The sequence below is a fragment of the Candidatus Colwellia aromaticivorans genome (assembly GCF_003333305.1).
Lineage (GTDB): Bacteria > Pseudomonadota > Gammaproteobacteria > Enterobacterales > Alteromonadaceae > Colwellia > Colwellia aromaticivorans.
On the sequence record NZ_QOLD01000076.1, the window covers coordinates 1 to 22,773 of the forward strand.

The following is a 22,773-nucleotide window of genomic DNA, read 5'->3' on the forward strand; positions in this document are numbered from 1 at the left end:
ACTGCTCAATGAATTCTGTCGTGCTATCTACCCGAAAGTAAATAGCGCATTACATAGTCGTTACCTACCTAACTAAAGATAAGTAACTGTATTTATTTGCATGAACATCATTCATTAAGCGTTTTATTTTGTTCTCACTTCGAAAAGTGAAGAACTATGTAAAAACAAGTTAATGTGAGTATTCACACAAATTGCATGATAACTAATTGTTAAAGAACTCTCCGAAGAGATAGCAGTAATCGCATTCGTTACTCGCTTTGCGCTTCTTGGTTAACGTTGCCGTTTGCCCGAAGCAGGATGCGCATTGTACGCCTCCAAGTTTTGATGTCAACGTTTTTCCGACTCTTTTTTAAAAGTTTTTACAAACTTTTAAAGCCGGCATTACTTAAACTAAAAGTAAAACGTTAAGTTAACTGATTCACTTCAAAAGCGATGAGTTAACTATTCAAAACAGCTCTTTGGGTTACCCCTTGGAACTGGAGCGCATTGTATAGATCTAGCCACAGGGATCAAGCCTTATTTTTGATCTTTTATTTGTTCGAAGATTAATTACACTAAACGTGTATATATAAGGCAATTTAACTTCTTAAGCTGATTTATTGCATGTTTTTTACACTTATTGTTGCACTATCATAAAAGGTGGGTAACATAGAATTTCACTTTTTGCTTTTATGCACATATAAATTAAAATAATAATTAGGTATTCATTATGAAGTCTCCGCAAATCTCAACCGTAATTATAGCCCTTGTTTTTGCTATCATTGCTTTCATTATTACTAGTACTATTTCAAATAGCTCTGTTGTTGTTTCACTTATTGTTTTTATCAGTGCTTTTATTGCCCCTTTACTTAGTAGTTCTTCTAATAACGCTTCGAGTACCAATAATACCAGCGTGCCGGCACAAAAATCTTCAGAGGATGTTAAAACCCTTTATGTTGGGAATTTACCCTACCGTGCTAATGAAACAGCAATTAGAGAGCTATTTTCTAATCACGGTATTGTGCAATCGGTTAGATTGATGAAAGACAAGCATACTGGAAAACGTCGTGGCTTTGGTTTTGTCGAAATGGCCACAAGTGACATTGATAAGGCGATTAGTGCATTGAACGACACAGAGTTTCAACAACGTACATTAAAAGTAAGAGAAGCTAAAGAACGTCCTGAGCGTACTGAACCTATCGATTGATCCTGCCTTTAATAAATAATTATCAATAAACCTATTAATATTTCATTTATTAATAGGTTTTTTATTTTTCGTCTTATTTACTCCCTCCATTAAATTAATCCCAAAAAAGCCTAGACAATAATATAAGCGAGAGTAGAATTTGCGCTCTTATTTATTTCTATCTCCAATTATATATAGGCTCAAGCATGTTTGATCATATCCATCCCGATAACTACGAAAAGCAATTATCGAAAAAACAGCATGATATGACAGAGTTATTTTCTTGTTTCAATGTTCCTAAAGCGCAAGCCTTCCCTTCTGTGCCATTGAACTATCGACTACGTGCAGAATTTAGAGTGTGGCATGAAGGTGATGATCTTTATTATATTATGTTTAATAGTGCGACCAAGGAAAAATTTCGAGTTGATGACTTCCCTGTAGCAAGCCTGTTAATTAATCAAGCAATGAAAGCTTTACTGAACTTAATTAAAGATAATAAGGAACTTCGCTATAAATTGTTTCAAGTCGATTTCCTGTCAACACTAAGCGGCGAGTTACTCATTAGTATGCTCTATCACAAACCGCTAGAGCCTACATGGGAAAATGCAGCTAAAGCGCTTAAAGAGCAGTTATCTTCAATTGCACCTGTAGATATTATTGGTCGCGCGAAGAAACAAAAGATTATAATTGATAAAGATTATGTCATGGAGTCATTACAAGTAGGCAATAATACTTTCATTTATCAACAAGTAGAGAATAGTTTCACTCAGCCAAATGGTGGCGTTAATAAGCAAATGTTACTTTGGGCTCAACAAGCAACTATTGGTGCACAGGGTGATTTGATCGAATTATATTGTGGTAATGGTAACTTCAGTATTGCGCTAGCACAAAACTTTGACCGTGTATTAGGTACTGAAATTTCTAAAACATCTGTCAGGTCAGCACAAGTAAATATAAAGGCAAATAATATTGATAATATTGATATTGTACGTATGTCTAGTGAAGAGTTTAGCCAAGCCATGAATGGCGAGCGTAAGTTTAGGCGCTTAGAGGGGTTTGATTTAACAACCTATAATTACGACACTGTATTAGTTGATCCACCACGAGCAGGTTTAGATGAAGATAGTGTTGAATTAGTGAGTCGCTTTAATAAAATCATCTATATTTCATGTAATCCAAATACCTTGAAAGACAATTTAATTCAATTAAGCCACACGCATACCATTCAAAAATTCGCCTTATTCGATCAATTCCCTTATACAGACCATATTGAAGTAGGCATGATACTTACCCGTAAATAGCGCTTCTTTTAGAAGTAACCTGAGCTCGGCTTAACAAATGTTTCTCTAGCAGTTATTTTTACTTACTTCTGCGTTAAATTCACTTGCAATAGGCAAGCTATTGACGCGTAAATTTGCCTTTAATTAAGCAAAATTATCAAGCTAGAGTTAGTATAAATTAATTTGTAGTTTAATTTCAATATGTTAACTATGTCTTAAACCGAGTTCAGGTTAAGTACATCATAAATAGCAAATAGGTTACTTCTTTCAAGTAACCTATTTCCTTTTTCTTACCGCTTTACGGCGATCACTCAACTCAGCCGCGCCCCTAGCGATAAAGCGTAATTGTTGAATTGTTTGTTTTGATAATTCATCGCGCTCAGCCTTATCATCTATGTCCAGTGCATCAGAGCCAGCACTGAAAACAATGGTTACTGCAGCATTCGCTTGCATATAAGCTACTTCACCTTCAAGATCATTCGCCTGTTGTAAATAGTCACATAGCTCCATAGTAAAATAACGAATCTCCCTAATTACCGCCGCTCGAAATGCTGCTGATGTGCCTGAACGCTCACGCAATAATAGCCTAAATACATTACCATTACTTTCAATTAACTCCATAAAAGTAGCAACGGATATTTGTATCACAGAGCCACCTTTAGCAATACGTTGGCGAGCTTGGCGCATTAGTTGCCTTAATGTTAAACCTGCTTCATCAACTAAAGTCAGCCCTAGTTCGTCCATATCAGAAAAGTGACGATAAAAAGAGGTTGGCGCAAGCCCTGCTTCTTTAGCTACTTCTCGTAAGCTTAAGCTAGAAAAGCTTCGCTCTGCGCTCAACTGTTTTAACGCAGCATCTATTAATAATCGACGGGTTTTTTCTTTTTGTTGCGCGCGAACACCGCTCATGGCTATAACTCGTTTAAAAACATTCTGCGCTAATCATACTGTAATCTATAATTAATGTCAGTTTCGTCGCTCAACTTCAAAAAAAGAATAAATCATCTTGACTGGCCTAATGATACAGTACAATATAAAATAGCGTACACGTGTACGCTTAAACTACTTTGCTTTATTTTACTACTGGATATGAAATGAATAAACCCGCAATCATTTGGCTTAATGTTATTGTTTTTGCAGTCACTTTTTTAATAGCAATCATCGCTGTTCCCTATAGAGCGTTAACTTACGGGTTTGACTCTACTGAAATAGTTTTTGCCATTATCTGTTTTGTTTATTGTGGCATGTCAATTACCACAGGTTATCATCGTCTTTGGTCACATAAAGCTTTTGAAGCTCATTGGAGTTTGCGGTTTATTTTTGCTCTTGGTGGTGCTTTTGCCTTACAAAATAGTATATTACATTGGTCGTCAGATCATAGAATTCATCATAAGCATGTAGACAATAACGACATTGATCCCTATTCAGCCAAAATGGGGTTTTGGTATTCGCACATAGGCTGGATGTGCCGCGAGTATCATGCTCATAATTATCACGATTATAAAAATGCTCGTGATATACAAAAAGACCCTATAGTAATGTGGCAACATAAATATTATTTGCTATTAGTCGTAGCGATGAATTTTGGTATACCTATTGCCTTTGGTTTATGGCATGGCAATATGCTAAATAGCTTATTATTGGTTGGTGTTTTACGATTAGTTCTCAGCCACCACACGACTTTTTTTATTAACTCATTAGCCCATGTTTGGGGTAAGCAAACCTATACAGATAAAAATACTGCTAGAGATAACGGCTTCTTAGCTTTCCTCACCTTTGGCGAGGGTTATCATAACTATCACCATATTTTTGAAAATGATTATCGCAATGGTATTCGCTGGTGGCAATTTGACCCAACTAAATGGCTAATTAAAGCCTGCCAATGGGTGGGGCTAACTAAAAAGTTACGGACGAGCCCAGAGGATAAAGTTGAAAAAATGCGACTTTCTATGACGCTTAAACGGAGTAAAGAAAAGCTCAGTGCGCATCCTAATGCTGAGCAGGCTCTTATCAGTTTACAACAAGAGTATGATTTACTGATTAGTAAGATAAACGATTTTTATCAAGTACGAAAAAAGTTACTTACCGCCAAACGAGAGCTGGTTCTTGCTGAAGTAGAAAAGTCAGATTTAATGATTCAATATAAAGAATTAAATCGACACTTAATAGCACAGCGTCATCGCTGGCAAATGATGACAGCTAAACTAGCCTAATAATCAGTATACTCAAGCGACTTAAAAATGCTTGTTTAGGACTGCTGAGCAATTCAAGATCAAGGCGCATCTTTTTATTAATGGTTATTCAGGAGAATATGCTCCTGAGTAACCATTCTCCACAATCAACGCTTTGCCTAGATCGTTTCTAATTCCAACTGAATCAGGCAGCTTGAAGTTGTTTGAGTATATAATAAGTGTTAGCACTATTATCATTTACTTCAAAATCCTGTTAAAATTTTCTTAATCATATTTGTCATTTTTATATGAATAAATACTATTAGCAGAATTTGAGGGAAGTCTTTTGACTAAAACAAAAACGGATACTGAAACGAAAACGGAAACCAAACAAAAAAAACTTCAAACTAACTTTGATTACGATGCAATAATTATTGGTACGGGGCCTGGAGGAGAAGGTGCCGCGATGAAATTAGCAAAAGAAAATAAAAAAGTTGCTATGATTGAACGCCATCATCAAGTAGGTGGCGGTTGTACACATTGGGGAACCATTCCTTCAAAAGCCCTAAGACACTCAGTTAGGCGTATGATTGAGTTTAATTCCAATCCTTTATTTAATCCTTCCGAAAAAAAAGTAAAACTGACCTTTGAGAATATTTTACAGCACACCACCAAAGTAATTAGAGACCAAGTAAGAATGCGTGCTGGCTTTTATGACCGTAATTATGTGGATGTTTTTCATGGTTCGGCCACCTTTGTAGATAAAAATACATTAAAGATTACTAGTGAAGACGGCGCCGAAGAATTTTTGACTGCTGATAATATTGTGATTGCCTCTGGTTCAAGACCATACCGCCCAGATGATGTCGATTTTAACCATCCGAGGGTTTATGACTCCGATACCATTTTATCATTAAAGCACGATCCAAAAAGCATTATTATTTATGGCGCGGGTGTTATCGGTTGTGAATACGCCTCTATATTCAGGGGATTAGGCTGTAAAGTTGATTTAATTGATACCCGTGATCGATTATTGTCTTTCATGGATGCAGAGATGACCGACTCTTTAAGCTATCATTTTTGGAATTGCGGTATTGTTATTCGTCATGATGAAGAATACGAGTCAATTGTTGCTTCGGATGATAGTGTGGTACTAACACTTCAGTCAGGTAAAAAAATGAAAGCCGATTGCATTTTGTTTGCTAACGGTAGAAGCGGAAATACCAATACCCTTGCCATTGAAAATACCGGTTTATTGCCAAATTCTCGAGGCTCATTAGAAATAAATAACCAGTATAAAACAGCGGTAGATAACATTTATGCCGTAGGAGATGTAATAGGTTATCCTAGCTTGGCAAGTGCTGCTTATGATCAAGGGAGAATTGCTGCGGGTTATATGCTTAAGCTTCCTACTCAAGCGCAATTAATTGAAGATATTCCAACTGGAATTTATACCATCCCCGAGATGTCTTCAGTGGGTAAAACTGAACAGCAATTAACTGCCGCAAAAATACCTTACGAAGTAGGTAGATCATCTTTCAAACACCTTGCCCGTGCTCAAATAGGCAACAGTGCCATTGGTAGCTTAAAAATATTATTTCATCGTGAAACAAAAGAAATTTTAGGTATTCATTGTTTTGGTGAAAATGCGGCTGAGATTATTCACATTGGTCAAGCTATTATGCAGCAAAAAAATGGTGGTAATACTATTGAATATTTCGTTGAAACAACCTTTAATTATCCAACAATGGCTGAAGCATTCCGCGTAGCCGCATTAAATGGCTTGAATAGGTTGTTCTAATGAGCTTCCATAAAAACTTAGATGGGCAAAGTATTTTGTCCATTTTGTTTTTTTATTTATTGTTAAGTAGCTTTTCTACTTTCGCAAATAATTATAGTATTTATTTAGTACGTCATGCTGAAAAACTCAACGATTTAAAAAATCCAGCACTGACAGTTTGTGGTAAAGCACGCGCAAGACAACTAGCCAGTTTATTATCTCAAACAAATATCACTCATATTTATAGCACTCACACCCAACGTACCATGCAAACCGCAACGCCACTAGCAAACCAGCAAAAAATAGCGATAAAAAATTATAACCCTAAATACTTAGAACAACTTAGCTTAAAAATACAACAACAAAAAGCAAACACTTTAGTCGTTGGGCACAGTAAGACCACGCCACGGTTAGTCGCTTTATTAACTAAAAAAACCATTGCGCCATTATCTGAACAAGACTACCAACAACTTTACCAAATACAGTATATTGATCAGCAGGTAGTTTTAACTATTTTTGAACAACCTTTATTGTGTAGAAAAGCATAGGCAGAAAAAAGACTCCTAATAGGATTAATATTAACAGTCTTTTGATGTTTTCACCTAGGTGGTAATTACTGCATGTAATTTTCAGGTAAGGGTAACGCTGCAACACCAGAATCTACCGCTGCTTTTGCTACCGCTAAAGCGACAGCAGCCAATAAACGCGAATCCATTGGTTTCGGTATAATATAGTCTCGACCAAAAGTTAGCTCAGTTTCCCCACATGCAGCTAAAACTTCACTAGGTACTTCTTCTTTTGCTATTGCTCTAATAGCATGAACGGCTGCAATTTTCATTTCATCGTTGATAGTACGAGCACGAACATCTAAAGCACCACGGAAGATAAAAGGAAAACATAAGACATTATTAACTTGATTAGGATAATCAGAACGACCCGTAGCAATAATCGCATCATCACGAGCGGCTAACGCTAATTCAGGTTTTATTTCTGGATCAGGGTTTGAACAAGCAAAAATAATAGGATTAGGTGCCATTAATTTAACTTGTTCAGGGCTCAACAAATTAGGACCAGACACGCCAACAAATACATCAGCACCTTCAATGGCATCATCTAAAGTTCGTTTGTCTGTATTATTCGCAAAAAGTTTTTTGTATTCATTTAAGTTATTACGGCGACTATGCACTATGCCTTTAGTATCAAGCATATAGATTTTTTCACGCTGAGCACCACACTTAATTAATAATTCCATGCAAGCAATTGCCGCAGCACCTGCTCCCAAACAAACAACATTAGCCTGTTTAATATCTTTGCCTTGAATATCTAAAGCGTTAATCATAGCCGCAGCAGTCACAATGGCAGTACCGTGTTGATCATCGTGAAAGACTGGAATATTACAACGTTCAATTAAGGCTTTTTCAATAACAAAACATTCTGGGGCTTTAATGTCTTCAAGGTTTATACCACCGAAGCTATCGGCAATATTCGCAACGGTATTAACAAACTCTTCCACTGTTTTGTGTTTTACTTCAATATCAAACGAGTCAATGTTAGCAAAGCGTTTAAACAATAATGATTTACCTTCCATTACTGGTTTAGCTGCCATTGGGCCTAAATTACCCAAACCTAAAATAGCAGTACCGTTAGTGATAACAGCAACCGTATTACCTTTTGCAGTATACTTATAAACATCATCAGGATTAGCAGCTATTTCTCTTACTGGCTCAGCAACGCCGGGACTATAAGCTAATGATAGATCCTCACTAGTTTCAGCCGCTGTAGTTAATGAAACACTGATTTTACCCGGTGTAGGTAAAGCGTGGTAATCAAGTGCTTGTTGACGAAGATCTGTCATGGTAGTTCCCAAATGCGTTTGTATATTATTTAAAATGAATATTCAGCGAATATCCAGTGAAGATTAAATCATTGATTTTATTGCAATTATCGTACTTTATAGTGTGTTTCTAATACAAGGCTATTTAACTATATAACAGCGCTGTAAGCTATAGTAAACATACATATACCCGTGTTATGCAGGATACTCAAACTCACTCAGCTCAATTAATGTATGCCAATTAATATAAATCTAAGCTTATTGTGTGGATGATTTTTTTGTCTAGTTATTAAATTTAATCATTTATTGAGTCAGATTAATGATAATGATTAATACCAAATGAAATAATGAATAGATCATTCATTATTTCATTTGGTATAAGAATCACTTGTATGGCAGAAAAGCAAAAACCAACCCGAAGATTGGTTTTTAGAAAGATTTCAACCATTTAGGAATTAAACGAAAGGATTCACTTTAATAATGGTTTCATTACGATCTGGACCCGTTGAAATAATATCAACAGGTATACCCGTAATTTCTTCAATACGCTTAATATAAGCTAGCGCATTTGCTGGTAAAGCATCAACTGACGTTGCACCTACTGTATTTTCAGTCCAACCTGGCATTGCTTCATATACTGGTGTTATTTTCTCATAACCTTCAGCTGCCGTTGGTGGTACAGTGATGATATCACCTGACTGTGTTTTGTAACCGGTACATATTTTTAATGTTTCTAAACCATCAAGCACATCAAGCTTAGTTAAACAAAAACCAGTAATACTATTTACTTGGATTGCACGATGTATTGCAACAGCATCAAACCAACCACAACGTCGCTCACGACCCGTAGTTGCACCAAATTCATGACCAACCGTACCTAAATGATTACCAACTTCATCATCTAATTCTGTAGGAAATGGACCAGAGCCAACACGCGTGGTGTATGCTTTAGTAATACCAAGAATGTAGTCTAAGTGACGAGGACCAACACCACAACCAGTAGCAACACCACCCGCGGTAGTATTTGAAGAGGTTACGTAAGGGTAAGTACCATGATCGATATCAAGCAATGTACCTTGCGCGCCTTCAAACATGATTGAGTCACCATTTTTGCGCGCCTGATCAAGTATTTCTGATACGTCTGCTGTCATTTTTTTAATTATGTCAGCTACTGCAAGTGCATCAGCTAATACTTCTTCATAACTTACTGGATCAGCTTTATAGTAGTTAACTAAAGAGAAGTTGTGATATTCAATAATTTCTTTTAATTTAGCAGCAAAAGTTTCTTCACAAAAAAGATCACCAACACGTAACCCGCGACGAGCAACTTTGTCTTCATACGCTGGACCAATACCACGACCTGTAGTACCGATAGCTTTTGCTCCGCGTGCAATTTCACGTGCAGCATCTAGAGCTGTATGATAAGGAAGAATTAACGGACATGCGTCACTAATAAGCAAGCGTTCACGTACTGGAACACCTTTAGCTTCAAGCATTTCGATTTCTGTCATCAAAGCTTTAGGACATAAGACAACACCATTACCAATCATACATTTAACGTTCTCACGTAAAACGCCTGATGGTATTAAATGTAATACGGTTTTTTCACCGTCAATAACTAGCGTATGACCTGCATTGTGCCCGCCTTGATAGCGAACGACATATTTTGCTTTATCGGTTAGTAAGTCTACAATCTTACCTTTACCTTCGTCACCCCATTGGGTACCTAGAACAACTACGTTTTTGCCCATTTTGACTATTTCATAAGAAAATTAGGCGAAGATTCTAACAAAAATAAATATTTAGTCCAAGAAAAAATGCATGGTTTTTCTCATTATTATGAGATGACCCGTAATATCAAGTGGTTACAGTTAGTTTTTTTTATAATTAAGCCGCTATTATTGTGATAACCAAATAACAATAATTCCCAAGGATAAAACAAACAAACCTATATTTCTGATATCTGTTATTGGTTGCTCAGCTAACTTACGTAGATACGCACGCCATTTATTTGGAAATAATGCAGGAGCTAACCCTTCAATAATTAGCACTAAACCAAAAGCTAACAATAATGTATCCGCCATAAATTACCTCTAGACATAGTTTCTACTGAGTATTACAAATGAAAAAGCCAGCAATAATGCTGGCTTTTTTCAAAATAATTAAATTATTTCTACTTTTTAGTGTCACTGCCATCTTTTAAATAATGGAAGAAGTCACTATCAGGCTTAACAACCATGATATCACTTTTACTATTAAAGCTTTTTTCGTAGGCTTGAAGACTACGGTAGAAACGATAAAACTCAGCATCTTTGGTATAAGAGTCAGAATAAATTTTAGCAGCTAATGCGTCACCTTCACCTCGTGTAGTGAAAGCATATTTTTGTGCTTCAGCCAACATAACTGTTACTTTTGCATCAATTGTTGCACGAATTATTTCAGCTTGCTCTTGACCTTTTGAACGATGCTCTTTAGCAACAGCAGTTCGCTCAGCACGCATACGCTCGTAAATAGAGTTACTTATCTCAGTAGGTAAGTTTATTGCTTTAATACGTACGTCAACTACTTCAATACCCAAGTCTTCGCGGCTACTTGAAGCGCTTTCTAGTGCTTTCGTCATAATATCATCACGATCGCCAGAAACAATTTCTTTGATGGTTCTATTACCAAACTCAGTTCTTAAACCATTATTCACTTTTTGTTTAAGTAACGCACGGGCATTATCAATTGATCCCGATGTTCGAAGGTAATAAGTAGAAAAATCAACGATGCGCCATTTTGCGAAAGAATCAACTATAAGATCTTTTTTCTCGGCTGTAACAAAGCGGTCTGCTGCTTCATCTAAGGTTTGAATACGGGCATCAAGTTTTCTTACTGACTGAATAAATGGTATTTTGAAGTGTAACCCTGGTTCAAATACCATCATTTCACCTGTGTCACTATTTCGTTTGATTTTAGAGAATTCAAACACAATGCCACGCTGACCCTCATAAATAACAAAGACTGATGAAACTACTAATACAAGTAACAATGATATTATTGCAATGGAAAGGTTTTTCATATGCTAGTTGCTCCCATTATTGAATCTATCAGCACGATTTGATGATGATGATGGCGCGGAATTATTACTTTGCTGGCTCACTGGTGCATAAGACTTAACCGCTGTATTATTACGATTAGTAGTGTTTTGTTGTTGCATGATCTTATCTAAAGGTAAGTACATCATATTATTACCGCCTTCTACATCAACCATAACTTTACTTGTATTACTGTAAACTTTTTCCATTGTGGCAATGTATAAACGTTGACGCGTAACTTCAGGAGCAGCTAGGTATTCGGGTAAGAGCTTATTAAACTTCGCTACTTCACCTTCTGCATCTAAAACAGTTCGCGATTTATATGCTAAAGCTTCTTGCTCCATACGTTTCACGCGGCCACGTGCTCGCGGTTCAATTCCACGCGCATAAGCTTCCGCTTCACGTAGAAATCTAACTTCATCTTCTTGTGCTGAAATCGCATCATCAAAAGCATCTTTCACTTCATTTGGCGGACGTGCATCTTTAAAGTTAACATCAACAATGATTAAACCTAGGTTATAAGGAGCGATGATTTTCTCTAACTCTTCCCATACACTTTGACGAATAGCTTCACGACCACTTGTTAAAATGTCATCCATAACGGCATGACCTACAACATAACGAAGTGCGCTATCAAGTGATTGGTTTAAACTGTCATCAGCATTAGTAACACTAAAAATATAATTACGCGCATTTACAACGCGGTATTGTATTTGCATTTCTACGCGAACAACATTTTCGTCTTGTGTTAACATAAAACCTGAAGATGGCATATCACGCGTACTTTGCATATCAACAGGAATTATGCGGTCAATAAAAGTCCACTTCCAATTAATACCTGGATCTACAGTACCTGAATATTGACCGAAACGAAGCACGATGCCTTTTTCAGCTTCCTTGATGGTGTAAAAACCACTAAAAGCATAAACAACTATGGCAATAATTAGCACTAAGCTTATGCCTATAGTAGAAAAGCTTTTACCTGACCCAGATGAACCGCCAGTAGATTTACCATTACCTTTTCCGCCAAAAATGCCAGTGACTTTTTTACCTAAATCATTCAGTAATTCGTCTAAATCTGGTGGCCCTTGGTTTTTTCCGCCTTTGTTTTTCCAGGGGTCTTTATCATTATTCCCCGGTTCATTCCAAGCCATGCTGCTCTCCGCTAGGTTATTAAATTAGTATTTTTTATTCACTCAACAAGCTTTTTCGACAAACGCTTAGCAAACGGTAATTTGTTCCGTTTATACAAGGTATGAGGAAGGCATAGTTGAAGCATAATATTTACATTCAGTTTATGATAAAAAGATTTGTTTTATAAGACTCTATATGAGTATTAACACATTATTTTACAATAAACTGCTCTATTTGATTGGTATTTTGTTTTACCAATCGGTTCCATTCTCTTTTCGGTAACTTAACAACTAGATGACAAATACCTTGTTCATCGTAAGATTCTTCTTTAATACAATTTAACTTGTATAATATACCGCGTAATTTTCCTGCACTCGGTGGTATTGCTAGTTGTTGCTGTACAACATGATTACCCAAACGCTCTGCTAAGGCGATAAAGAATAAATCGATACCAATATTAGCTTGTGCTGATAGCCAAACTCTTATCGGACGACCTTGATCATCACGATCTATTCTCGGTTCAACATCATCTAAGTTATCAATTTTATTGCAAATGATTAGCTGTGGTACTTCATCTGCTTCAATTTCAGCTAATACAGATTCAACTTGTTCAATATTTTCACTACGTCTATCATCTGATATATCAACGACATGCAGTAATAATTCAGCTTCACGAGTTTCAGTTAATGTTGCCTTGAATGCCGCAACTAAATCATGCGGCAAATGACGAATAAAACCCACAGTATCAGCTAAAATAACACCGCCAACACCTTCAAGTTCGATACGTCTTAACGTTGGATCAAGTGTGGCAAACAATTGATCTGCTGCATAGACTTCCGATTGAGTTAATACATTGAATAACGTCGACTTGCCAGCATTGGTATAACCAACTAATGATAAGGTTGGCAATTCAGCTCGAGTTCTTGAGCGCCGCCCTTGTTGCCGTTGTTTTTCAACTTTTTCTAAACGTTTACGAATATTAACTATTCGATCTCGCAATAAACGTCTGTCCGTTTCTAATTGTGTTTCACCTGGTCCCCGTAAACCAATACCACCTTTTTGTCGCTCTAGATGAGTCCAGCCTCGAATTAAACGACTACTGATATGACGTAACTGCGCCAGCTCTACTTGTAATTTACCTTCATGGGTGCGAGCCCGTTGAGCAAAAATATCAAGAATGAGTGTTGTACGATCTATCACTCGGCATTGACACAATGCTTCAATGTTTTTTTCTTGGGATGGAGATAAACTGTGATTAAATAATACGACGTCAGCTTCATATAAACGAACCGCGTCGGCTATTTCTTCCGCTTTGCCTGAACCAACAAAAAACTTGGGGTGTGGGGTACTTCGCTTACCAGTGACAACCGTTAATTCGTTCACGCCAGCAGAAGAGACTAACATTTTGAATTCTGTTAAATCTTCTCGGGTGCTTTCATCAGGAAAATCAAGGTGAACAAGCACTGCTTGTTCACCTGCTTGATAACGATCAAACAACTGCGTTAAACCTATATATCTTCATGAAACTCATTATCAATATTGAAAATTTTGACTATTCGTCCGAATCTGTGTGATTAGCCATAGGCGCTGTGTTTACAGCGCGAGCAGGAACTACAGTCGAAATAGCATGCTTATACACCATTTGACTTACCGTGTTTTTCAATAAAATAACAAATTGATCGAATGACTCTACTTGTCCTTGTAGTTTAATACCATTGACTAAATATATTGCAACTGGAATACGATCACGACGTAACGCATTCAAAAATGGGTCTTGTAAAGATTGACCTTTTGCCATTATATGGCTCCTTTTTTTTATTATTAAGTAATTAATCAAAAGTATTTTGACTAATAATAAATGTTATTTGTACTAATCCTCAGCATATAACCAATTAACTATACACCAATAGTTTACTATTGCTTAATGATAGCGAGTATATATTATATTTATAGTCATCATTGTGAACATTTGCCAACTAATGATAATACTTGTGCCAAATTTGTTTTATCGTCTGTGGTTAGCCAGTGCAAACTTTGCCAGCTGCGGAGCCAAGTCAACTGTCGTTTCGCTAATTGCCTAGTAGCACAAACCCCGCGAAAAACCATCTCTTTATGATCAAACTCGCCATTGAGATATTGCCACATTTGTCGATAACCAACACAACGAATAGACGGTAAGTTTTCATTTAAATCACCGCGCGCTTTAAGTTTTATAACCTCTTGCTCAAAGCCTTGCTCTATCATTTGCTGATATCGAAGCTCTATTCGTGCATGTAACGTACTACGTTCTTTCGGTGTGATGGCAAATTGTAAAATATCACCATCGAGCTTAGCACCCTTTATTTCAGTTAATTGTGTTAATGTGTTACCCGTCAATCGAAATACTTCTAATGCCCTAGTAATACGTTGAGGATCATTGGGATGTATTCGTTTTGCTGAAATGCTATCAACTTCCTGTAATTGTTCATGCATGGCCTGCCAGCCATTTTGTTCGGCTTCTACTTCTATTTGTTGACGAATATCACTGTTAGCAGCCGGCAAAGGTGAAATACCTTCAATCAAACTTTTAAAATACATCATTGTACCGCCTACCAATAAAGGTATACGGTTGTTCGCTCTAATTCTTGCAATTTCAGCTAAGGCATCATGACAAAAGTCAGCCGCTGAATAACTTTGCGTTGCATCACGAAGATTAATTAACCGATGTGGATACTTCGCCAATTCTTCATCGGTTGGTTTAGCAGTACCAATATCCATATCACGATAAATTAATGCCGAATCAACACTAACAATGTCACACGGCAGCGCGTCACACAAAGCCAATGCTAAAGCAGTTTTACCCGACGCAGTTGGGCCCATTAAACATATAACAGGTGGTTGCTTTATTGATGAACTATTATCAGACACAGGTTAATTCTTCTTTGTTTGTAACTTAGCCTTTAATTGCTTAATTTCAGATGTGAGGTCAAGGGGAACAGAATTCAAGAGTACCGTCTCGATTAATTCATCTGACAACTCTTTTTTAGCACTTAACCACAAAGCTTGTGCTTGCTCTACACTATATTCAGTAGCAATCATCGCGCTGGCAATCGCACAAACAATATAGCTATCAAAGTCAATTTTTGGATGATTACTGTCATTTTCGAGTTTTGATAATAATGCTTCGATAATAGTAATAAAACTGGTACTCACGTCCCTATCGCGCAATATGGCTGGAAACTGTCGTATTTGTAATTGTTGCTTACCGTTAGTTTGATTTTGAATGACACAAAAAACACCTGCTAATTCAAGCAGTGCTTGATGGTTTTTAACGGTATTCATTTGTTGCTTGGAAAGCGTTAACACAACAGGCAATAATAATGGTTGGCTAACTAAATTAGTGGTGGAATCTGATCGGCTTTGCTGCCAACTTTTTGCAATTTTATTTTTATTAATCTGATACGCCAACTCAAAAAGAGATAGCAGGTGCAAGCTGTTTTGATGCTTAAAAACACCGTAACTACCTTGTTTAATTGCGAGAAAAAAACACTCTTCAGACTTATCGCTGTTAAATAGCACAGACGATTTTTCATCAATGGCTTGTTCCTCATGTTCAACGGCAATAGCAGGCGTCATTAATTGTTGATAGTTTTGAACAGCAGTACGGGTTACCGAATCACGTTGACCAAAGTGTCCTTTGCCAACATTAGGCGTATAAGTAGCTTCCTTAACCTGCTGCAAAGATTGAATATAATCTGGGCGTGTGTATTGCACATTGTCCATGCTAGGCGTTTTTGACGGTTCTTTTAAAAACTCAGCTGATGGAGTCGTTTGCACTTCATCATTAAGATCTAAATCTAACCCCTTACTCATTAGCGCCTTGTGGCAAACTGAATAAATAAAATCATGTACATAACGACTTTGATGAAAACGCACTTCATGCTTAGCCGGATGCACATTCACATCAACTTCACGATAATCAAGCGCTAAAAACAAGACAAAAGCAGGATAGGTATCGGCAGGTAATAAATTGGCATACGCTTGACGGATAGCATGATTAATTAACTTATCGCGCATCATACGTCCGTTAACATAACTATAACTGAGGTCATTTTGATTACGGGCGAAACTCGGTTTAGCAAGCCAACCAGTAAAGCGCATATTATCGTGTTGACAATCAATCTCAATGGCATGGTCTATAAACTTTTGCCCACAGACCATAGCGACACGCTTAGCATTTTGTGCTTTATTGGTCGCAGCTCGATATTGGCGGATAGTTTTGCCATTATGAGTTAACGTAAAAGTGACATCAAAACGCGCTAAAGCAATACGACGAATAACCTCATCGATATGATTAAATTCAGTTTTCTCAGTACGTAAGAATTTGCGCCGAGCTGGCGTATTAAAAAACAGATCCAGTACTTCAATGGTTGTTCCATCAGGGTGTGCCGCCGGGGTAATCGTCACCGCCATATCTCGGCCTTCAGCATTCGCTTGCCAAGCGGTTGGCTGACTTTGAGGTTTAGACGTTAAAGTTAAACGTGCCACGGAACTAATACTCGCCAACGCTTCACCCCTAAAACCTAAGCTATTAATCGCTTCTAAATCATTAAGGCTTTTTATCTTACTCGTCGCATGACGACTCAGTGCTAAGGTTAATTCGTCTTTAGCAATGCCGGTGCCATTGTCTGAAATACGAATACGTTTAACGCCACCTTTATCCACTTCAATGTGAATGGCTGTGGCATCAGCATCTAAGCTATTTTCAACTAATTCTTTAATCACTGAAGCAGGTCTTTCTACCACTTCTCCGGCAGCAATTTGATTGGCTAAACGTGCGGGTAGTATTTCAATGGTCATAGTATAAACTCATGATACTTCAAAATGTCTGTTTCAGGACGCCTGAGCGAATCATAATGAAGGCGCATTTTTTTATTGATGGATGGAGCTTACTAGAGAATGAAGGAGCACGTTCTCCTGAATAACCATTATTTTCAATCAATGCCTTACCTCTAAGCCTTTAAATTCACGCTGAAACGAGCATTTCGAGGTGACATGAGTATAGTAATGCTCAAAAACTGTCGGTTCAAAAAAATCATCCCGCTCGAGGAATTTTCAGGGTTTGGCCAATGCGTAAAGCATTAGATTTTAAATTGTTTACCGATTTCAATTTTGCCATTGAAATATTATAGCGGTGCGCTAATACCGATAAGGACTCTCCACTACGCACTTTATGACGTTTATAACCAACGGAAGCAAAATAACTACCCGTTAATGGATGTGCCATGAAATAATTACGAATACCACTGTGAATTGCACTTGCTAATGATTGCTGATGTTTAGACCAGGTTAAATTTCTCTCTTCTTTATGATTCGAGATAAAGCCAGTCTCGACCAATATTGACGGAATATCTGACGATTTCAATACAGCAAAGTTACCATCTTGAGGTGTTTTTTTATGCATTTTAGTTATTTTTCTTAACTGAGAAATAACCTTATTAGCAACACCAAAACTTACCCCTAAAGAATGCTCTTTACTCATATCAGCCAAGGCTAAAGCTAAATGACTGTCTGACGTATTTTTAATAACACCGCCGCCACCGCCTAGTAATTCAGATTTTTGTTCTCGCTTTAATAGCCATCGCGATAATTCAGACTCAGCACGTTTTTGTGTCACAACCCAAACAGAAGCACCGCTAGGGCCTGAAGTACGAAAAGCATCGGCATGAATTGAGACTAAAAAATCAACATGTTTTTTCCTTGCTAAGCTAGTGCGACGATTTAAATCGACATAATAGTCGCCAGAACGAATCATAACCGCTTTCATGCCTTTTTCTTTGTTGATTAAAATTTGTAATTTTTTAGCAATCGCTAAGGTTACTCGTTTTTCATAAGTTCCTTTAGCACCAATAGAACCAGGGTCTTCACCACCATGGCCGGCATCAATACCAATAATAATATCACCCAAGCTGGTTTTAGGCTTAGATGCTATTTTAGTGGATCGGTTTTTGTCGTATAAATCAATAACTAAACGGTTACCATATTGTCCAGCAGGCGCTAAAGAAAAAACGCTTAGTTGGTAAGATTTTGTCAATTCTAACACTAACCGAATACTAGATTTTGATTTGGTGCTACTAGTACGAAACAGTTTAATACGAGGGTCATGACTCGCTAAGTTTTTCAGAGCGACACTATTTTTAGTATTACTAAAATCAATGACTAAACGGTTAGGTTTACTTAAACTAAAATATTTATAATCAGGTTTACTTTTAAGATCGAAAACAATACGGGTATTTTCTGGTGCTGGCCAAACACGAATACCATCAATACTATTTATGATTGTAGCATTACCTGCGACAGCATTATTTACTGTCAATGATGCCACAGCCATTGTTAGCCAAAGCAATCCTGTAAATAATAGTGATAACAACCGCATATTCAACCTTTAAACATGTAATCTTTAAAAAATTTCAACTTTACTTTTGAAGCTGTGAGTAGCGCTGTAAAACGGCTTCACCACGCGCAGTAAAAGCATCTAATACTACCGTGCGTTGCTCATCTTGATAATCAAGTTCAATTACTATATCAGCTTTAGCCAATATTCCTGCGCCTTTTTCAGGCCATTCAATAAAGCAACAACAATTTTCAGCAAAATAATCACGAATCCCCATGTATTCGAGCTCTTCAGCATCACCTAAGCGATATAAATCAAAATGATATACTTGCCATGGTGGCAACTCATAAGGTTCAACTAACGTATAGGTAGGGCTTTTTACATTACCTTTATGCCCCATACCACGTACAAACCCACGGGTTAAGGTAGTTTTTCCTGCTCCTAAGTCACCATTTAGGTACACAATCAATGCTGGCTGTGCTTTATCACTCTGCTCATTCTGAGCTAATACTACTTTGGCCAAACTGTCACCTACAGCAATGGTTGCGCGTTCATCTGCTAAAAAATATTCAAGTTTTTTCATTTGATTTTGTTCATTCAGTTCTATTCATTCGATATGAAGATTAACTAGCCGTTGCAATGGTACAAATAAATCGCTAGCTAACATACCGCGCTGCCCCTGTCTGTCCGCAATAATATCACCTGCTGCGCCATGAATATACACAGCCAAACAGGTGGCAACAAAATAGTTTTCGGTTTGTAAAATTAACGCTGCGACAACACCACTTAATACATCACCCATACCGCCAGTAGCCATACCGGCATTACCTGTACTATTAATCACCACAGTATTCCCGTCAGAAATCAAAGTACCGGCACCTTTTAAAACACAAATACCGCCATATTTTTTAGCAATAGCTTGCACCGCATGAAAACGATTTGCTTCAATTGTTGCCGTATCACAACCAAGTAGCGTTGCCGCTTCTTTTGGATGTGGCGTTAATACCCAACGAGAGCAAAAATAATTTGTTTTAGCTAACAAGGTTAAACCATCAGCATCAAGTATTATATTTCCATTTTTTTTGCCGTTGATAAAAGGGGTTACGATCAAATCAAACAGCCTTTGTGACCAGTCAGTTTGCCCTAACCCCGGCCCTAGTAATAAAACTTTTGCATTGTTCACTGCTAAAGAATTTGCTAATTTTTTGGCATTACTAGGTGCTAGCATTAATTCGGGCCGGCCATTAAATACTAACGCCTGATTATCTTGGTGACAGCATACCGCGACTAACGCCGCGCCACTTCTTAGCGCTGCTTCACTCGCTAAACGAATAGCGCCTGGCATACCTACACCACCACCTACCGCTAGAATCTGCCCAATAGTACCTTTATGACTCGTGTTAAGACGTTTTGTTAAAAAACTGACACCATCATATAAAGGATATTCTTTTTGAAAATAGTGATGACAAGCCACTTGCTGCTTAAAGGCGTCTCCCAGTAATAAATCAGCCAATATCAATTCACCGACAAAATTTGCTGCCTGCCCTGTTAGTAAGCCCTGTTTATAAACAATAAAAGTTACTGTAACCTTAGCAATAACGGCTATGCGGCTCTCAACAAAACCAGTAGTTGCACATAGGCCGGATGGGATATCAACACTCAACACATCCGATTTATTAGCGTTTATCGCAGCAATTAACTGCTGCATTGGAGTAGCTAACGAACCATAAAAACCAATACCAAATAATGCATCAACAATCATATCGCCAGAAAACAGCTCTACTTGTTCAATGACATTCTCGGTCACAATGTCAGTCATTCCCGCTGAAACCATATTTTGATAAGCAAGTAAGGCATCGCCTTTAACACTTTTCACATCACAGGTTAAAAGTACTGTAACGTGCATATTGGCTAAATGCGCAAGGCGGGCAATAACAAAGCCATCACCACCATTATTGCCTTTGCCGCATAAAACTAAAACAGATTGAGCGTTAGGCCAATGTTGCTGTAACTCTTCAAAAGCCGCACTTCCAGCTTTTTCCATTAATTGATACAGCGCTAATTGTTGCCTTTGCGCAACACCGGATTCATTGTTCAAAACCTGCTTGGCACTATACGCACAATGCCAGTTATGTTTTGCTAAGGGTAGTTGTGATAAATTCATATACTCATGATACTTCAAAATGTGCATTTCAGGAATCCTGAGTAATGCATGATCAAGGCGTATTTTTTTATTAATGGTTGATCCCTTAATAAAAGATACAACGCTGAGCATGATTTTCTCAGAATTCCCCTTAGGGCGAGTTTAAAAGGCATATATGCTACGTTATTGATTTTGACAAGGACGCTACATGGATGGTGTTACTAGAGAATGCAGGAGCACATTCTCCTGAATGACCATTCTCTTTAATCAATGCCTTGCCTCTAAGCCTTTTAACTCTCGCTGAACCGTGCATTTCGAGGTAACATGAGTATTAATACTTTTGCACCTTGCGCTAATTTGGTTAACTTTTTCAATAATGACAAATACAACGGTTAATAATCCTGATATCAACTATCCTGCATTGGTGGAAAAAATCAAGTGTTGGGGCAAAGAATTAGGTTTTTCTCAATTAGGTATTACCGATATCGACCTATCAAAACATGAACAAGCGCTTGAGCAGTGGTTAGCCAACAATTATCACGGTAATATGGATTACATGGCTCGTCACGGTTTAATGCGTGCCCGCCCTGCCGAATTAGAAATAGGCACTATCAGAGCCATCAGTGTTCGGTTAGATTACCTACCAACTCAAGCAAAATGTGCGCAAATATTAAAATCAAAAAATCACGCTTATATCAGTCGTTATGCGCTTGGTCGTGATTATCATAAGTTAATGCGCAAACGTTTACAGCAACTAGGAAAAAAAATAACAACCTACTTTGAAGATCTTGAAGGTGATGATTTTAATTTCCGTCCTTTTGTCGACTCTGCACCCATTTTAGAACGGCCGTTAGCTGAAAAAGCCGGTTTAGGTTGGATAGGGAAACACAGTTTATTGCTCAATAAAGAGGCAGGTTCTTGGTTCTTTATAGGTGAGTTATTGATCGATATTCCTTTACCCGTAAGCGTGGTTGATACTACAGATAAAAGCACCACAAGCAATGATTGTGGCAGTTGTGTTGCTTGTATTAAGATTTGTCCTACCAAAGCTATTGTTGAACCTTATGTAGTGGATGCACGTCGTTGTATTTCATATTTCACGATAGAATCGCCAGACCCAATACCGTTAGAGCTTAGACCTTTAATGGGAAATAGAATATATGGCTGTGATGATTGTCAGCTGATTTGTCCGTGGAATAAATATGCCAAGTTAAGTTTAGAAAGTGATTTTCAAGCAAGACATCACCTCGACGAGGTAACATTGCTGGAATTATTTTCTTGGTGCGAAGACTATTTTTTAGACAACTTACAAGGTTCACCCATTCGCAGAATTGGCTTTCAAAGCTGGCAACGCAACATTGCTGTGGCATTGGGCAATGCGCCTTTTAATACAAATATTGTTACCGCACTAGAGCAAAAATTGACCACCGCATCAGCGATGGTCGCTGAACATATCTATTGGGCACTGTCTCAACAAAATAAACGAAAGTTACTAGAGCACAATAATGCTAATGAAAGGCTTAATGCCCGATTAATTCGCTCTATTGAGAAGGGACTTCCCAGAGATGCTTAATATTGCTACTTACTATACCCGTTCCACTTGAAGATGCTCGTTTCAGGAAGTCTGAGCGATTCATAATCAAGGCACATTTTTTTATTAAGGGTTATTCCCTTAAAAAGAAATGTAACGCAGAGTATGATTTGCTCAGCCTTCCCCGAGGGCTGGTTTAGAAACGCTTTATGCTGCGTTATTGATTTTGAGAAGGGAGTAACCATTCTCTTCAATCAATGCCTTGCCTAAAAGCGTTTCTAATTC

General features: G+C 37.6%; 19 protein-coding genes. 6 read left to right on the top strand and 13 right to left on the bottom strand.

Features of this window, described 5'->3' with window-relative positions; translation table 11 throughout:
* Positions 1–709: 709 nt before the first annotated feature.
* Positions 710–1,186, top strand: coding sequence for an RNA recognition motif domain-containing protein (locus DWA31_RS12465; protein WP_114326911.1), 477 nt, complete (start codon positions 710–712; stop codon positions 1,184–1,186).
* A gap of 185 nt (positions 1,187–1,371) precedes the next feature.
* Entirely contained in the window at positions 1,372–2,466 is a 1,095-nt protein-coding gene (trmA, locus tag DWA31_RS12470) for a tRNA (uridine(54)-C5)-methyltransferase TrmA (RefSeq protein WP_114326912.1), read from the top strand.
* A gap of 255 nt (positions 2,467–2,721) precedes the next feature.
* On the opposite strand, the gene fabR is transcribed toward trmA, so the two are convergent.
* Entirely contained in the window at positions 2,722–3,354 is a 633-nt protein-coding gene (gene fabR, locus DWA31_RS12475; RefSeq protein ID WP_114326913.1) for an HTH-type transcriptional repressor FabR, read from the bottom strand.
* 185 nt (positions 3,355–3,539) lie between these two features.
* Between fabR and DWA31_RS12480 the strand changes: the two genes are divergently transcribed.
* The 3 genes from DWA31_RS12480 (at position 3,540) to DWA31_RS12490 (ending at position 6,944) form a co-directional block, all read left to right on the top strand.
* Complete coding sequence (locus DWA31_RS12480; protein ID WP_114326914.1) at positions 3,540–4,658, top strand: acyl-CoA desaturase; 1,119 nt, start codon at positions 3,540–3,542, stop codon at positions 4,656–4,658.
* 304 nt (positions 4,659–4,962) lie between these two features.
* Complete coding sequence (gene sthA / locus DWA31_RS12485) at positions 4,963–6,417, top strand: Si-specific NAD(P)(+) transhydrogenase (protein ID WP_114326915.1); 1,455 nt, start codon at positions 4,963–4,965, stop codon at positions 6,415–6,417.
* On the top strand, positions 6,417–6,944 hold the full coding sequence (locus tag DWA31_RS12490; protein WP_114326916.1) for a SixA phosphatase family protein: 528 nt from the start codon (positions 6,417–6,419) through the stop codon (positions 6,942–6,944). The genes sthA and DWA31_RS12490 overlap by 1 nt, the downstream gene beginning before the upstream one ends.
* Positions 6,945–7,009: 65 nt before the next feature.
* On the opposite strand, the gene DWA31_RS12495 is transcribed toward DWA31_RS12490, so the two are convergent.
* From DWA31_RS12495 to DWA31_RS12550, 12 genes are all read right to left on the bottom strand, one after another.
* A complete protein-coding gene (locus DWA31_RS12495; protein WP_114326917.1) occupies positions 7,010–8,251 on the bottom strand; it encodes a malic enzyme-like NAD(P)-binding protein in 1,242 nt (413 codons plus the stop codon).
* Between the two features lie 434 nt (positions 8,252–8,685).
* Positions 8,686–9,981, bottom strand: a complete 1,296-nt coding sequence (locus DWA31_RS12500; RefSeq protein WP_114326918.1) for an adenylosuccinate synthase — start codon at positions 9,979–9,981, stop codon at positions 8,686–8,688.
* Positions 9,982–10,128: 147 nt separating this feature from the next.
* Positions 10,129–10,314 (bottom strand): DUF2065 domain-containing protein, encoded by a 186-nt coding sequence (locus DWA31_RS12505; protein WP_114326919.1) that lies wholly within the window; start codon positions 10,312–10,314, stop codon positions 10,129–10,131.
* An 89-nt stretch (positions 10,315–10,403) separates the two neighbouring features.
* A complete protein-coding gene (gene hflC, locus DWA31_RS12510) occupies positions 10,404–11,291 on the bottom strand; it encodes a protease modulator HflC (protein WP_114326920.1) in 888 nt (295 codons plus the stop codon).
* A 3-nt stretch (positions 11,292–11,294) separates the two neighbouring features.
* On the bottom strand, positions 11,295–12,461 hold the full coding sequence (gene hflK / locus DWA31_RS12515; protein WP_114326921.1) for an FtsH protease activity modulator HflK: 1,167 nt from the start codon (positions 12,459–12,461) through the stop codon (positions 11,295–11,297).
* A 190-nt stretch (positions 12,462–12,651) separates the two neighbouring features.
* A complete protein-coding gene (gene hflX / locus DWA31_RS12520; RefSeq protein WP_114326922.1) occupies positions 12,652–13,938 on the bottom strand; it encodes a ribosome rescue GTPase HflX in 1,287 nt (428 codons plus the stop codon).
* Positions 13,939–13,993: 55 nt separating this feature from the next.
* Positions 13,994–14,239, bottom strand: coding sequence for an RNA chaperone Hfq (gene hfq, locus DWA31_RS12525; RefSeq protein WP_114326923.1), 246 nt, complete (start codon positions 14,237–14,239; stop codon positions 13,994–13,996).
* A 158-nt stretch (positions 14,240–14,397) separates the two neighbouring features.
* Positions 14,398–15,348 (bottom strand): tRNA (adenosine(37)-N6)-dimethylallyltransferase MiaA, encoded by a 951-nt coding sequence (miaA, locus tag DWA31_RS12530; RefSeq protein ID WP_114326924.1) that lies wholly within the window; start codon positions 15,346–15,348, stop codon positions 14,398–14,400.
* A gap of 3 nt (positions 15,349–15,351) precedes the next feature.
* The gene (gene mutL / locus DWA31_RS12535) at positions 15,352–17,280 is read right to left on the bottom strand and encodes a DNA mismatch repair endonuclease MutL (protein ID WP_114326925.1); all 1,929 of its coding nucleotides are present in this window, start codon (positions 17,278–17,280) and stop codon (positions 15,352–15,354) included.
* A gap of 235 nt (positions 17,281–17,515) precedes the next feature.
* Positions 17,516–18,856, bottom strand: a complete 1,341-nt coding sequence (locus DWA31_RS12540) for an N-acetylmuramoyl-L-alanine amidase (protein ID WP_114326926.1) — start codon at positions 18,854–18,856, stop codon at positions 17,516–17,518.
* A gap of 40 nt (positions 18,857–18,896) precedes the next feature.
* Entirely contained in the window at positions 18,897–19,397 is a 501-nt protein-coding gene (tsaE, locus tag DWA31_RS12545; RefSeq protein WP_114326927.1) for a tRNA (adenosine(37)-N6)-threonylcarbamoyltransferase complex ATPase subunit type 1 TsaE, read from the bottom strand.
* 24 nt (positions 19,398–19,421) lie between these two features.
* Positions 19,422–21,089 carry an NAD(P)H-hydrate dehydratase gene (locus DWA31_RS12550; RefSeq protein WP_114326928.1) on the bottom strand — a complete coding sequence of 556 codons (1,668 nt, stop codon included), beginning with the start codon at positions 21,087–21,089 and terminating at the stop codon, positions 19,422–19,424.
* Positions 21,090–21,333: 244 nt separating this feature from the next.
* Between DWA31_RS12550 and queG the strand changes: the two genes are divergently transcribed.
* Positions 21,334–22,530, top strand: a complete 1,197-nt coding sequence (queG, locus tag DWA31_RS12555) for a tRNA epoxyqueuosine(34) reductase QueG (protein ID WP_114326929.1) — start codon at positions 21,334–21,336, stop codon at positions 22,528–22,530.
* Positions 22,531–22,773 lie beyond the last annotated feature (243 nt).

Coding starts and splice junctions, on each gene's coding strand:
- trmA (WP_114326912.1), top strand. CDS start 1,372: ATGTTTGATCATATCCATCCCGATAACTACGAAAAGCAATTATCGAAA.
- hfq (WP_114326923.1), bottom strand. CDS start 14,239: ATGGCAAAAGGTCAATCTTTACAAGACCCATTTTTGAATGCGTTACGT.
- DWA31_RS12495 (WP_114326917.1), bottom strand. CDS start 8,251: ATGACAGATCTTCGTCAACAAGCACTTGATTACCACGCTTTACCTACA.
- DWA31_RS12505 (WP_114326919.1), bottom strand. CDS start 10,314: ATGGCGGATACATTATTGTTAGCTTTTGGTTTAGTGCTAATTATTGAA.
- hflK (WP_114326921.1), bottom strand. CDS start 12,461: ATGGCTTGGAATGAACCGGGGAATAATGATAAAGACCCCTGGAAAAAC.
- DWA31_RS12500 (WP_114326918.1), bottom strand. CDS start 9,981: ATGGGCAAAAACGTAGTTGTTCTAGGTACCCAATGGGGTGACGAAGGT.
- fabR (WP_114326913.1), bottom strand. CDS start 3,354: ATGAGCGGTGTTCGCGCGCAACAAAAAGAAAAAACCCGTCGATTATTA.
- DWA31_RS12465 (WP_114326911.1), top strand. CDS start 710: ATGAAGTCTCCGCAAATCTCAACCGTAATTATAGCCCTTGTTTTTGCT.
- DWA31_RS12540 (WP_114326926.1), bottom strand. CDS start 18,856: ATGCGGTTGTTATCACTATTATTTACAGGATTGCTTTGGCTAACAATG.
- tsaE (WP_114326927.1), bottom strand. CDS start 19,397: ATGAAAAAACTTGAATATTTTTTAGCAGATGAACGCGCAACCATTGCT.
- DWA31_RS12550 (WP_114326928.1), bottom strand. CDS start 21,089: ATGCTCAGCGTTGTATCTTTTATTAAGGGATCAACCATTAATAAAAAA.
- mutL (WP_114326925.1), bottom strand. CDS start 17,280: ATGACCATTGAAATACTACCCGCACGTTTAGCCAATCAAATTGCTGCC.
- hflC (WP_114326920.1), bottom strand. CDS start 11,291: ATGAAAAACCTTTCCATTGCAATAATATCATTGTTACTTGTATTAGTA.
- queG (WP_114326929.1), top strand. CDS start 21,334: ATGACAAATACAACGGTTAATAATCCTGATATCAACTATCCTGCATTG.
- DWA31_RS12490 (WP_114326916.1), top strand. CDS start 6,417: ATGAGCTTCCATAAAAACTTAGATGGGCAAAGTATTTTGTCCATTTTG.
- DWA31_RS12480 (WP_114326914.1), top strand. CDS start 3,540: ATGAATAAACCCGCAATCATTTGGCTTAATGTTATTGTTTTTGCAGTC.